The following is a 12,949-nucleotide window of genomic DNA, read 5'->3' on the forward strand; positions in this document are numbered from 1 at the left end:
CGGCACATGCGTCCCGCCCCGCGCGGGCAGGCCGTCGTGGAGGCGGCCCTGGGCATCCTGGTGTTCGTCTCCATCCTCGTGTGGGGCATCCACCTGGCGGAGATGGGCTACCTGGCGCCCAAGGTGCACGAGGCGGCGGCCTCGGCCATGTGGGACACCACGGCCGAGCTGATGCACAAGCACCCCAACGACTACTCGCCTCGCCAGAAGGCCATCAAGAACGCCGGGCCCAACGCCGAGGGGCTGTACGCCGCCTTCGACGGACGGACGAACGGCAAGAAGAGCGGCAGTATCTCGCTGGTGTTCACGGGCGCCGGGAACCTCAAGGTCAACTGCTCCCAGGAGGACATCGGGGACACGACGCAGAACAACCTCACGGCCTACGGCGGGGGCGAGGGCGGCATGGGCTGCTATGCCTCGGCCCAGTTCGAGGCCATCAACTTCCCCAAGCGCTTCGTGGACAAGGGCCCCGAGGGCTTCTTCAAGACGGCCAACTACCCGCCGAGCCTCAACAAGCTCACGTTCTGCTCCATTGGCCGGGCCGAGAACGGCAACTGCAACAAGAGCAAGATCGTCATGATGCTGGATGACTGGGGCTTGTCGGGCGCAGCGAACGAGAACGCGGACTGCCTGCTCCAGGGCTGCACCAACCAGCCGTTCCATGATCTGGTGGAGAAGGTCTACGACCAGGCGTACGGCGGTGGAGGGGCGGGCCGGGCCATGGCGACGGCCATCGTTGGGGCCGCGCCGGGCGGGGACGAGGGCAAGTTCTGGATGAGCTACGACAAGGGCCCGGACCCGGGCATGTCGGGTGGCGACAGTGATCCGGCGAACTGGATCACCAACGTGGTGAACGGCAGCCGCAACCCCGCGTTCCAGACGCGCCCCAACCCGAACCGCTTCCTCGGCATCAAGGACGTCATCAAGTGAAAAGGCTGCTCGCCGTGGTGCTCCTGCTCGGAGCGCCATGGGCCGCCGGGGCGGAGGCTCCGGCCTCCTCCACCGCGGACACGAAGGCCTCCGCGCCGAAGCCGAAGCCGCACCCCTTCGAGTGGAACGTGCCGGGCATGGTGGCGCACGTGGATGTGGCCGGCACGATGGAGGCCCAGGGCATCCCCATGAAGCTGAACGCGGTGGACTCCACGTGGATGCCGCCCGAGCTCTTCAACCACTTCCTCAAGCAGTTCACCGAGGCGGGCTTCTATCTGCCCCCGCCCAAGGATCAGCTCATCGTCCACGGGGCGGCCACGCTGACGGCGATGGATGTGGAGCGGCAGCTCGTCTACACCGTCATCATGCGCGTCAACCGGGATGGGAAGACGACGAAGGTGCTGCTGGGCACCTCCAACATGGGGCTGGCGAAGCCGCCGAGCGACACGGCGTTCGCGCCCGTGTACCCGGGCGCGCATGATCTCATCACCAGCAACGTCGAGGTGGGGCGCACGCTGGGCTACGTCACCCGCGCGACGCCGCAGGAGCTGAACGCCTTCTATTCCAAGGCGATGGCTCAGGCGGGCTTCAAGGAAGAGCGCCCGGGGCTCTACTCCAAGGACCGGGAGCTCATCGAGGTCCTGGCCAAGCCCCTGCCGAACGGCGAGCTGTCCGTGCTCGTCGTCAGCCGCATCGGCTCGGCGGAAGAGTTCATCAAGAATCCCCATACCGACTGAGTGAGCACCCCTTGAGTCTTCTCTGCTGGAAGCCCGCGTTGTGGCGGAACCTCGTGCTGTGCGGGGTGCTGGGTCTGCTTGGCGCCGGAGCGGTGGCACGGGCGGAGGACGCGCTGGTGACGGCGCCAACCCAGGCCTGGGCGCCGGGCAGCTATGCCCAGGTGAAGGACCCGGCGGGGTTGGCGCTGCGGCCGAAGAAGGGGGCCGCGGTGAAGGTGCCCTCGGGGGCGCGGATCCGCGTGGACGCGGCCGCCGGCAAGGGCCGCTTCCGAGTCACCTACGCGGGGCAGCAGGGCGAGGCCCGCGCGGATCAGCTCCAGCCCGTGCAGGCGCCCGAGCTGCCCGCCACGCTGCTGGAGGCGGTGACCCAGCTGTCCTCCGAGGCGGCGGTGCTCTCTCCCGGCTCGGACGTGGCCATCGCCGTGCGCAACCTGAAGACGGGCGAGTACGGGGGCGTGAATGACGAGGAGCCGCATGTCTCGGCCAGCTCGGCGAAGGTGCTCTGGGTGGCCGCGGCCATGAAGCGCGTGGGGGCCGCGAAGGTGGCGCCGCACGCCGAGGCCATCTTCCGCCACTCGGACAACATGGAGTCCGGGGCCGTGATTGATCTTATCGGTCCGGACGCGGTGAATGACTACTACCGCGAGCTGGAGCTGAAGCACACCGCGCTCACCTCGTGGGGCTTCGGCAAGCCGCGCAAGGCGACGAACTCGCCCCAGGAGCTGGGCGACGACAACTACTTCACCGCCGCCGACGTGGTGGACTTCCTCTCGCGGCTGGACAAGGGCCAGCTGTTCGGCGCCAAGGACACCGAGACGCTGCGCCACTGGCTGACGCTCACGCCTCGCACGGGCTGTGGCGGGTGGATGGGGGCGCTGCTGCCCGAGCCCGCTCGCGCCTCGCTCATGCACAAGGCGGGGTGGCTGCCTCCGGGGTGCTGCTCGGATGAGAGCAAATACAACACGCTGACGGAGATCGGCATCGTCCAGGTGCCTGGGGGAGACCGGTACGCGGTGGCGGTGCTCGCCCGCCACGCCAAGGACTACTGGCGCAAGCAGGCCCCCTTCGTCGAGCGCGCCTCGTGCGTGCTGTACCGGGCCGTCTCGAAGGACGGGACGCTCTCGTGCCACGATGCCCAGGGCACGCTGGATCCGGCCACGTTCGGACTGCCGGAGTCAGCGCCCGTCCCCACCGATTGCGACTGACATGAGCGACGCTGGCGCGCCCCCCAAGGACTACAAGGACACGCTGAACCTGCCGCGCACGGAGTTCCCCATCAAAGGGAACCTCGCGAAGCTCGAGCCGCGGATGCTGGAGTGGTGGGCCGAGCGCCGCATCTGGGCCCGGCTGCTGGAGAAGAACGCGAGCGCCGAGCCCTTCGTGCTGCCGGATGGCCCGCCGTACGCCAACGGCCACCTGCACGCGGGGCACGCGCTCAACAAGGTGCTCAAGGACCTGGTGGTGAAGTCGCGCAACCTGTCCGGGCGGCGGTGCGACTTCATCCCCGGCTGGGACACGCACGGGCTGCCCATTGAGCAGGCGGTGGAGAAGCGGCTGAAGGAGCAGAAGATCGACAAGCGCACCCTGGCTCGGGACGAGTTCCTGGAGCGCTGCCGCCAGTACGCGCTGGAGTTCATCGACATCCAGAGGGCCGAGTTCCAGCGGCTGGGGGTGTTCGGGAGCTGGGAGGCTCCGTACCGCACGCTGGACTTCGCCTACGAGGCGCAGGAGCTGCGCGAGCTGGCCACCTTCGCACGGCGGGGCATGCTCTACCGGCGCAAGAAGCCGGTGTACTGGTGCCTGAATGATCAGACGGCGCTGGCCGAGGCGGAGGTGGAGTACGAGCCGCACACCAGCCCCTCGGTGTACGTGGCCTTCCGGGCGGGGCCGGAGCTGGCGGAGCGCTTCTCAGCGCTCAAGGGGCGCGAGGTCTTCTTCGTCATCTGGACCACGACGCCGTGGACGCTGCCGGCCAACCTGGCCATCGCGGTGAACGCGGACTTCGAGTACGTCTTCTACGAGGCGGGCGGGCGCGTGCTCTGCGTGGCCAAGGAGCTGCTGGCCAAGGTGCTCGCGGAGGTGAAGGCGGACGAGCTGGTGATGAAGAACGCGAAGCTGCCGGGCGGGGACGTGGAGACGGTGGCGTTCGATGACTTGAGGAAGGTGCTCGCCTACGCGAGCGGCTCGGACCTGGAGCACCTCACCTACCAGCACCCGTTCCTGGAGCGGACGGGGCGGGTGGTGCTGGGCGAGCACGTGACGCTCGATGCGGGCTCGGGGCTGGTGCACACGGCGCCAGGGCACGGCCAGGAGGACTACGAGGTTGGCCTGAAGTACGGGCTGGACATCTACAACCCGGTGCGCGCCGACGGCCGCTACGATGACAGCGTGGGCGCGGGGCTCAAGGGCCTGCGGGTGTTCGACGCCAACCCCGTCATCATCGAGCTGCTGGCCGAGCGCGGCGCGCTGCTGAACTCGAAGACGGACAAGGTGGAGCACAGCTATCCGCACTGCTGGCGCTGCCGCAACCCGGTCATCCTCGCGGCGACATCGCAGTGGTTCATCCCCATGGACAAGCCGCTCGCGGGGGAGAAGACCTTCCGCCAGCAGGTGCTGGACGAGGTGGACCGGGTGCAGTGGGTGCCCGAGTGGGGACGCAGCCGCATCCGCGGCATGCTGGAGGGCCGGCCGGACTGGTGCATCAGCCGGCAGCGGACCTGGGGCGTCCCCATCCCCATCGCCTACTGCGAAGGCTGCGGGGAGGCCGTCATCTCTCCGGAGTTGATGGAGCGCGTGGCCGCGGCGGTGGAGAAGGAAGGCGTGGGCGTGTGGTACCGCACGCCGGTGAGGGAGTTCCTGGGCGTGCAGGCCCGGTGCGCCTCGTGCGGCGGGAGCGAGTTCCGGCGCGAGACGGACATCCTGGACGTGTGGTTCGACTCGGCGTGCATGTTCTCGGCGGTGCTGGAGCGGCGCCAGCGCATCCCGGCGGACCTGTTCCTGGAGGGGAGTGATCAGCACCGGGGCTGGTTCCACTCGTCCATGCTGGTGGCGGTGGGCACTCGGGACATGTCGCCCTACCGGGCCTGTCTCACGCACGGCTTCGTGGTGGACGGGCAGGGCGAGAAGATGTCCAAGAGCCGGGGCAACGTCATCGCCCCGCAGAAGATCATCGAGAAGTACGGCGCGGAGGTGCTTCGGCTGTGGGTGGCCGCCAGCGACTACCGCAATGACGTGCGCCTGTCGGATCAGATCCTCCAGGGCTTGAGCCAGGGCTACGCGAAGATCCGCAACACGCTGCGCTACGCGCTGGGCAACCTCTTCGACTTCGACCCGGCGAGAGACTCAGTGCCGGCCTCGGAGTGGGTGCCGCTGGACGCGTGGGCTCGCGGACGGTTGGCGGAGGTGGTGGCGAAAGTACGCCGGGCCTATGAGGCCTACGAGTTCCACCTCGTCTACGCGACGGTGGTGGACTTCTGCGCGGCGGACTTGTCGGCGGTGTACTTCGACATCCTGAAGGACCGGCTCTACACGGCGAGGGCGGCGGGGCGGGCGCGGCGCAGCGCGCAGACGGTGATGCACGAGGTGGCCTCCGCGCTGCTGCGGCTGCTGGCGCCGGTGATGAGCTTCACGGCGGAGGAGGCCTGGCAGCAGCTCCCTGGCCGGCCGGCCGAGAGCGTCTTCCTATCGGACTTCCCCGAGCCCGCGGGAGCGCTGGAGCCGACGCTGGCGGAGCGCTACGCGAAGCTGTTCGCGGTGCGAAGCGCGGTGCAGGGGGTGCTGGAGGAGGCTCGGCGGGAGAAGCTCATCGGCGCGTCGCTGGAGGCGCGGGTGGTGCTCACGGCGAGTGGCACGGCGCGCGAGTTCCTCCAGGCGAACCTCGCGGAGCTGCCCACGCTGTTCATCGTGAGCCAGGTGGAGCTGGCCGAGCAGCCCGGGCCGAAGGCTCGGCCGCTGTCGGTGGCGCAGGCCTTGGGCGAGGGGACCACGGTGACGGCGGAGGTGCTGCCAGCGAGGGGAGCGAAGTGTCCCCGTTGCTGGGTCTACTCCGAGGAAGTGGAGCAGGGGAGCGAGGTCTGCCCTAAGTGCCGCGAGGCCCTGGGCTGAACCTTCAGGCTTCGTGCTCCAGCTCGCGCAGCTTGTCCACCAGGGCCTGCATGCGCTGGTGGTGCGTGCCGGGCCAGTAGACGCGCCGGCACTCGGGACACTGCTGGAAACGCGAGTGAGTGGCGGCCACGCCCTCGGGGATGCGGTCGAGCACCTCGCCCTTCTCGGCCGCCGCGAGCGAGGCGTTGCAGGCCAGACAGCGGGTGAACGGGCGCATCCGCGAGGTGAGCTGGTAGCGGCGCACCACCTCCACCAACTGGTGCGCGGGATCCGAGCTGCGCGGGTAGTAGCCGTGCTGGACCTCGGAGCGCTTGAGCAGCCCCAAGTCCCGCGTGAGCACCACGCGCTCCTCTTCCCGGGACAGGCGCGCCAGCTCGTCGTCCGCGAAGTCATTGCGCCATGAAGTGTCGAAGCCGAGCATGCGCAGGAAGCCCGACAGCCGCCCCAGCCCCACATCGAGCGCGAAGCGGGGCTCGGCGGGCAGCGGGAGCCCCACTCGGGTGACGGGCGCCACGTCGAGCGAGTGGAACGCGGGGTAGGCCGCCACGCGCGAGCCGTCCTCCACCCGGTGTGAGAAGTCCACGGCCTCGCCATCCACGAGGATGACCTCCACCTCGGGGTGGGGCGGGCCGAGCGACTCGAGCAGATCCTTCACCGAGGGCGTTCCGGCGAAGGTGTGGAGGAACTCAGCGCCACGCCGCTCGGGCGGGAGGAAGTCGTTCAGCGCACCATAGAGGCGCACTCGCACCTGCTTCGGACTCATGGATGCCGGACTCCCACACATGCCGGATGGCTCACGAGGTGCACGCTAAGCTCCCGCCCCGGGAGGCTGTCCACCCTTGCCTCCAGGCCATCGCGGGCCGATGGGTGATTCACGCCGGGTCGCAGAGGGCGAGCAGTCGCGCTTTTCGCCCTGGAGGGGCCTCAACCGAACTATGAGTTTCGTGTAATCTTCGGATCGTTCACGTGCCGGCGCTGACCGATGGGTCCGCTCCCCCCGGCAGCAAGGAATCGGTCGCTTCATGAAGAAGATGCTCTTGTGCCTCCTGGGGGCGGGGTTGGCACTGTTGTTCATGGTGCAGGCCTGCGGGCCTGACTCCGTGCCGCCGGTGCCGCCGCTTCCGGACGGTGGGGCGTGGGTCGAGTGCAATGCGCAGGATGCCGGCGCGTGCGCTCCCGACGAGCAATGCCGGTACATCGACGTACACGATCGCTACCTCTGCGTGCGCCCCTGTGAGGCGACGCCCGCGTGCGCGGACCTGGGAGGCGCGTGCTGCGGCGGGAGCGAGGACGGCGGGTCGGGTGGCTACTGCCTGCCGAAGGATCAGTGTGACTGGCTGGATGGGGGCAGCGGGGACGGGGGTACGACTGACGGTCCATCGCTGGATGGTGGAACGGGCTCTCAAGATGGGGGCACTGACGCGGGTTCTGGCGCGACGGATGCGGGCCCCAAGACGGACGGGGGCGCCAGCACGGACGCGGGCTCCCTGAGCGATGCGGGCTCGGAGATGGATGGGGGCGGTGTCACGGACGCGGGGCCCGACACGGGCCCCGGCCCGAGTGCGGATGCGGGCCCGAGTGCGGATGCGGGTCCGAGTGCGGATGCGGGTCCGAGTGCGGATGCGGGTCCGAGCGTGGATGCCGGTCCTGAGGTTGACGCGGGCCCGAGTGCGGACGCCGGTCCGAGCGTGGATGCGGGCCCGAGCGTAGACGCCGGTCCGAGCGTGGATGCCGGCCCTGAGGTTGACGCGGGTCCGAGCGTGGATGCCGGTCCGAGCGTGGATGCCGGTCCTGAGGTTGACGCGGGTCCGAGCGTGGATGCCGGTCCGAGCGTGGATGCCGGTCCTGAGGTTGACGCGGGTCCGAGCGTGGATGCGGGCCCGAGCGTGGATGCGGGTCCTGCCACGGATGCGGGCTCGGATGTGGATGCGGGCCCTGCCGTTGACGGCGGGTCTGCTCCGGACGCGGGTCCTGCGATCGACGGCGGCATGGACGCCGGTCCTGTGGTGGATGCGGGGCCTGCCACGGACGCGGGTCCTGCAATCGACGGCGGTACGGACGCCGGCCCCGTGGTGGACGGTGGCACGGACGGCGGCTTCCCAGGCGATGCTGGCTTCGACGGAGGCACGAGCACGGACGGCGGCACGGACGGCGGCACTCCGGGCAGCACGCCCATTCGCCTCATGGCCGCCAACATCACCAGCGGCAATGGCCAGAGCTACGACCCGGGCGAGGGCATCCGCATCTTCCAGGGCACCCACCCCGACGTGGCGATGATCCAGGAGTTCAACTACAGGACCAACTCGGCGGCGGACATCCGCAGCTTCGTCGACACCGCGTTCGGCCCGAGCTTCTCGTACTACCGGGCGCCGGGTACGACGTACCAGATTCCGAATGGTGTCATCAGCCGCTGGCCCATCATCGCCTCGGGCGATTGGGTGGACACGCAGGTGAGCAACCGCGCCTTCGCGTGGGCGCGCATCGACGTGCCGGGACCGAAGGATCTCTGGGTGGTGAGCGTGCACCTGCTCACCGCCAACGCGACCGTGCGCAACACCGAGGCGACCAACCTGGTCAACTTCATCAACGCCAACGTGCCCTCGACGGACTACCTGGCCATCGGCGGTGACTTCAACACCGACACCCGCACCGAGCCCTGCCTCAGCACCTTCTCCTCGGTGGCCTCCGAGAACAGCCCCTACCCGGTGGATGGCAACGGCAACAGCAATACCAACGCGAACCGCAACAAGCCGTACGATCACGTGATCATCGACGGAGATCTGCGCCCGTACCAGGTGCCCACGGTGATGGGCTCGAGCACGTTCTCCGCGGGCCTGGTGGTGGACACCCGCGTCTACTCGCCCATCTCGGACATCTCCCCCGCGCAGCAGTCCGACAGCGCCGCCACCAACATGCAGCACATGGCCGTCATCCGGGACTTCCTCATCCCCGGAGGAGGCCCCGTGCCCCCGAGCATCACGGTGAAGTCGCCCAACGACGGTGAGACCTGGGTGGCGGGCAGCGTCCACAACATCACCTGGACGTTCACGGGCGTGACGGACGTGAAGCTGGAGTACACGCTGGACGGCACCACCTGGACGACGATCACCTCGAGCACGCCGGCGGTGTCGGGCAGCTACGCCTGGACGGTGCCGAACAGCCCCACCAACGCCGCTCAGGTGCGGGTGAGCGATGCGTCCAACCCCACCGTCAGTGACACGAGCAACGTGCCCTTCACCATCGTCCCTCCGGGTGTCTTCATGGGCTCGCCCAACGGCGGTGAGAGCTGGGCGGCGGGCAGCACCCACTTCATCACCTGGGTGTCCTCGGGGGTGACGGACGTGAAGCTGGAGTACACGCTGGATGGCACCTCCTGGACGACCATCGTCTCGAGCACGCCGGCGGCTTCGGGCAGCTACACCTGGACGGTGCCGAGCAGCACCACCAACACCGCCCTGGTGCGGGTGAGCGATGCGTCCAACCCCAGCGTCAGCGATACGAGCGACGCGCCCTTCTCCATCGTCTTCTCGAGCCTCACGCTGCTCTCGCCCAACGGCGGTGAGAGCTGGGCCGGCAACAGCAGCCAGACCGTCTCCTGGATGTCCACGGGCGTGACGAGCGTGAAGCTGGAGTACACGCTGGATGGCAGCACCTGGACGCCCATCATCTCGAGCACGTCGGCCTCGCTGGGCAGCTTCGCGTGGACGGTGCCGAACATCGCCAGCATGATCGCCCAGGTGCGGGTGACGGACACGTCCGACGCCACCGTCAGCGACACGAGCGATGGGGTCTTCACCATCACCGCATCCAGCAGCGGGGGCGGCAGCGTGTTCATCAACGAGGTGCTCATCCACGAGGCCTCCAACGTGAACACCGAGTTCGTGGAGCTGCTCAACCCCAGCGGCACCGCGGTGGACATCTCCGGGTGGACGATCTCGGACGCCAAGCTGGTGCGGCACACCTTCGCCAATGGCACGACGCTGGCTGCGGGCAAGGCCATCGTGGTCTTCGGCGCGGCCTCGGGGATTCCGCCAGGGCTGACCAACGCGGTCCCCGCATCGACGGGCGCCCTCGGCCTGTCCAACAACACCACCGAGACCGTGACGGTGATGAGCTCCACGGGGACGGTGGACTTCGCCACGTTTGACGCGTCGCTGACCTCGACGGCCGGCGTGTCGGCCAACCGGAGTCCGGACGCCACCAGCGGCGCCCCCTTCGTCCTGCATACCTCGGTGGTGTCGAGCAAGATGTCATCGCCCGGAGTCCGGGCGGACGGCACGGCGTTCTGATCAGTGCTTCGGCTCCTGCCGTCGCTGGTGCAGGAGCCGGGCGATGAAGGGCAGGCGCCCCACCAGGGGCGTCAGCACGAGCGTGGCGAAGATGCGGGGCACCTGGATCGCCTTGGTCAGCAGCCAGGCCGCGAACAGCGTCCCCGCCGTCCCGCCCGCTCCGTCGAGGTGGACGCCCAACCGCTCGCCGAGCGCCTGGGTGTCCAGCCCCGTGCGCAGGGCGATGGCGAACCCCGCGATGCACAGGGCGAAGATGGCGAAGTACACCCCGATGGCCACCGCGCCATAGTCATTGAAGAGCGTGGTGAAGCGCGCCTTCAACGAGGGCTTGGCAACGGCCTGGGAGGGGGCGGTGTCGGTCGAGGTAGTCTTTTCCACGGGGGGCTCAACAGGCGGCATGGCCCCACCATGCCCGAAACGCTCACCGGCGTGAAATCGAGGCGGGCAAGCACGCGGGTCACGCTTTCTCCGGGTTGTCAGGATTCGGAGAGCGAGTTAGAGGTCTGGCTACGATGAAGAACCTGCGCCTGCTCGTCCTCGTGGCCCTCAGCGTCCTGGTTGCTGATCAGGTGACCAAATACCTGGCGGTGTCGAACCTCACGGACGCGCTGGATGGGCGCACGGGGCTGGCGCGGGTGAGAGGCTTCTTCTCCGAGCAGAACCTGGACAACCAGCCGCCCACCGAGGGCGGGCGCTACCACGCCACCCGGCCCTACCGCTTCATCGAGGACTACTGGCACTTCCGCTACGTGGAGAACCCGGGCGCCGCCTGGGGCCTGTTCGCCAACCTGCCAGAGGCGGCCCGCCGCGCCTTCTTCCAAGTCGTGAGCCTGGCGGCCCTGGCCTTCATCTTCGCCATGTACGTGCGGCTGGACGCCGGGCAGCGCATGGTGCGCGGGGCGCTGGCGCTGGTGGCGGGCGGCGCGCTGGGCAACTTCCTGGACCGGCTGGTGCGCGGCTACGTCATCGACTTCATCGACTGGCATTGGCGCAACCAGCCCGGCCTGCGCTGGCCCACCTTCAACGTGGCGGACTCGGCCATCTGCGTGGGGGTGGCGCTGATGTTGGTGGACTCGCTGCGCGTGCGGCGCCTGGAGCCAGCCACCCCGGCGCTGACCGAGAGTCCCAATCCGTGACGGGTGGGGGGCTTGTGGTGTAAGCCGCCCCCGTGCCGCGCAAATACCTCTTCCTCATCGTCATCAGCCTGGGCGTCATCGCGCTCGATCAGTGGTCCAAGTACACCGTGGTGGGCGAGCTCACCACGCGCTTTGACGGCGTGGGCTCGACGGGCGAGCGCCTGGGCGCGATGTACGGCGAGCCGCCTCCGCTGGGCATGGATGGGCGCCACTACCGCTCGAAGCGCTCAGTGGAGCTGCTCGAGGGCTACCTGCGCCTGCGCTACGAGGAGAACCCGGGCGCCGCCTGGGGTCTGTTCCGCAACCTGCCGCAGAACATGCGCGGGCCCCTGTTCCACGTGGTCAGCCTCGGCGCGGTGGTGCTCATCGGCTATTACTTCTCCAAGCTCTCGGGGACGAACCCCGCCGAGCGGTGGGCGCTGTGGGGGCTGTGCCTGGTGCTCGGCGGCGCGCTGGGCAACTACATTGATCGGCTGGCGCGCGGCTTCGTGGTGGACTTCATCCAGGCGCACTGGAAGGACCAGGCCTACTGGCCCTCGTTCAACGTGGCGGACATGGCCATCTGCGTGGGCGTGGGCATGCTCATCCTCGACGCCTTCGTGCGGAAGGAGAAGCGGGAGTAGGCGGCGCGGCGCGGGCGCCCGTGTGCCTCCTCGGGGAGCGGACGGGAACAGCCGCCGCGCTCCTGGCGTTGTCCGGCCGCGCGAGCGGGTAGGCTTGGCGCCATCGTCCTCTCTGGCAGGGCTTCATGCTTCCCATTCTCCTCCGCCTCACCTTCGAGTCTCTCTGGTCCCAGCTGCTCCTGTACGCCGTGGCGCTCGGGGTGGTGGGCTACATCGCCTGGAACGGCTGGCGCGGGGCGCAAGGCGCGCAGACGGAGCAGGGCGCGCGGGCTCCGGTGAAGCAGGCGGAGCAGCTGCAGCGCGCGGCGCTCTATGGCGTGGGCGGCGCGGTGCTGGCCTTCTTCGGCCTCAAGTACGCGCTGCCCTCGAGCGCCTTCCCCGGCGGCAAGGGCGAGGGCATTCCGGTGCACACCTACGGCGTGCTGCTGGCCACGGGCTTCTTCTGCGCGGTGACGGTGGCGGCGCGGCTGGCCCAGCAGGAGTGGCGCAAGGTGGTGTGGGTGGACGGCCAGGGCTTCGTGGACACCGAGGGGCCTCGGCGGCGCGAGCAGGTGTTGGACCTGGGCTTCTGGGTGCTCGTGGGCGGGCTGGTGGGCAGCCGCATCCTCTTCATCATCGTCAACTGGAAGGACTACGCGAGGGACCTGTCGAGCATCTTCTCCCTGGGCGGCGGCCTGGTCTTCTACGGCGGCCTCATCGGCGCGGCCGTGGCGGCGTACGGCTTCGCCCGCGTGCACGGCATGGAGTTCCTGCGGCTGGCGGACCTGGCCATCCCCACGGTGTCGCTGGGGCAGGCGCTGGGGCGGCTGGGGTGCTTCTCGGCGGGGTGCTGCTGGGGCGGGCCGGCCGGGAGCCACGCGCACCTGGCCGTGCGCTTTCCAGGCAGCGGCGTGGCGAAGGATCTATTCGGCCACCTCACCGGCACGGGCAGCACCGCCTTCAGCTCCCAGGCGAACGATCCGCGCTACGTCATCGAGGCCACCGGGGAAATACTCCAGCAGGCGGCCCCCGGCGCGGTGCGTATCTCCGAGTGGGCGGCGCAGCACGGCACCACGCTCCCGGTGCACCCCACGCAGCTGTTCGAGTCCGTGGGCCAGGTCCTCATCTTCGCCAGCCTGCTCTTCCTTCGC

At 69.2% G+C, this 12,949-nt stretch carries 10 protein-coding genes; 8 read left to right on the forward strand and 2 right to left on the reverse strand.

Annotated elements, in window-relative coordinates:
• Positions 1-6 precede the first annotated feature (6 nt).
• The 4 genes from ACJ8AT_RS27095 to ileS are packed head-to-tail and all read left to right on the forward strand — an operon-like array spanning position 7 to position 5,771.
• Positions 7-930: a hypothetical protein gene (locus ACJ8AT_RS27095; RefSeq protein ID WP_407740772.1), complete on the forward strand. Its 924-nt coding sequence runs from the start codon at positions 7-9 to the stop codon at positions 928-930.
• The gene (locus ACJ8AT_RS27100) at positions 927-1,667 is read left to right on the forward strand and encodes a hypothetical protein (RefSeq protein ID WP_407740773.1); all 741 of its coding nucleotides are present in this window, start codon (positions 927-929) and stop codon (positions 1,665-1,667) included. Before ACJ8AT_RS27095 ends, ACJ8AT_RS27100 begins: the two co-directional genes overlap by 4 nt.
• Positions 1,668-1,705: 38 nt before the next feature.
• On the forward strand, positions 1,706-2,872 hold the full coding sequence (locus tag ACJ8AT_RS27105) for a serine hydrolase (protein WP_407740774.1): 1,167 nt from the start codon (positions 1,706-1,708) through the stop codon (positions 2,870-2,872).
• Between the two features lies 1 nt (position 2,873).
• Positions 2,874-5,771, forward strand: coding sequence for an isoleucine--tRNA ligase (gene ileS, locus ACJ8AT_RS27110; RefSeq protein WP_407740775.1), 2,898 nt, complete (start codon positions 2,874-2,876; stop codon positions 5,769-5,771).
• A 4-nt stretch (positions 5,772-5,775) separates the two neighbouring features.
• Here the strand turns inward: ileS and ACJ8AT_RS27115 are convergent, their stop codons facing one another.
• Positions 5,776-6,534 carry a Mut7-C RNAse domain-containing protein gene (locus ACJ8AT_RS27115; protein ID WP_407740776.1) on the reverse strand — a complete coding sequence of 253 codons (759 nt, stop codon included), beginning with the start codon at positions 6,532-6,534 and terminating at the stop codon, positions 5,776-5,778.
• 259 nt (positions 6,535-6,793) lie between these two features.
• Between ACJ8AT_RS27115 and ACJ8AT_RS27120 the strand changes: the two genes are divergently transcribed.
• On the forward strand, positions 6,794-10,060 hold the full coding sequence (locus tag ACJ8AT_RS27120; protein WP_407740777.1) for a lamin tail domain-containing protein: 3,267 nt from the start codon (positions 6,794-6,796) through the stop codon (positions 10,058-10,060).
• Here the strand turns inward: ACJ8AT_RS27120 and ACJ8AT_RS27125 are convergent, their stop codons facing one another.
• A complete protein-coding gene (locus ACJ8AT_RS27125) occupies positions 10,061-10,438 on the reverse strand; it encodes an FAM210A/B-like domain-containing protein (protein ID WP_407740778.1) in 378 nt (125 codons plus the stop codon). It lies immediately after the preceding gene.
• A 134-nt stretch (positions 10,439-10,572) separates the two neighbouring features.
• Here ACJ8AT_RS27125 and lspA (ACJ8AT_RS27130) point away from each other — a divergent pair, with 134 nt between their 5' ends.
• The 3 genes from lspA (ACJ8AT_RS27130) to ACJ8AT_RS27140 form a co-directional block, all read left to right on the forward strand.
• Positions 10,573-11,196: a signal peptidase II gene (lspA, locus tag ACJ8AT_RS27130; RefSeq protein WP_407740779.1), complete on the forward strand. Its 624-nt coding sequence runs from the start codon at positions 10,573-10,575 to the stop codon at positions 11,194-11,196.
• 32 nt (positions 11,197-11,228) lie between these two features.
• Positions 11,229-11,819 (forward strand): signal peptidase II, encoded by a 591-nt coding sequence (gene lspA, locus ACJ8AT_RS27135; protein ID WP_407740780.1) that lies wholly within the window; start codon positions 11,229-11,231, stop codon positions 11,817-11,819.
• A gap of 125 nt (positions 11,820-11,944) precedes the next feature.
• Positions 11,945-12,949 (forward strand): prolipoprotein diacylglyceryl transferase (locus ACJ8AT_RS27140; protein ID WP_407740781.1); only part of this gene is annotated, 1,005 nt, incomplete at its 3' end.

It is taken from the genome of Hyalangium sp. (assembly GCF_045802625.1).
Taxonomy (GTDB): domain Bacteria; phylum Myxococcota; class Myxococcia; order Myxococcales; family Myxococcaceae; genus Hyalangium.

Coding starts and splice junctions, on each gene's coding strand:
- ACJ8AT_RS27095 (WP_407740772.1), top strand. CDS start 7: ATGCGTCCCGCCCCGCGCGGGCAGGCCGTCGTGGAGGCGGCCCTGGGC.
- ileS (WP_407740775.1), top strand. CDS start 2,874: ATGAGCGACGCTGGCGCGCCCCCCAAGGACTACAAGGACACGCTGAAC.
- ACJ8AT_RS27115 (WP_407740776.1), bottom strand. CDS start 6,534: ATGAGTCCGAAGCAGGTGCGAGTGCGCCTCTATGGTGCGCTGAACGAC.
- lspA (WP_407740779.1), top strand. CDS start 10,573: ATGAAGAACCTGCGCCTGCTCGTCCTCGTGGCCCTCAGCGTCCTGGTT.
- ACJ8AT_RS27120 (WP_407740777.1), top strand. CDS start 6,794: ATGAAGAAGATGCTCTTGTGCCTCCTGGGGGCGGGGTTGGCACTGTTG.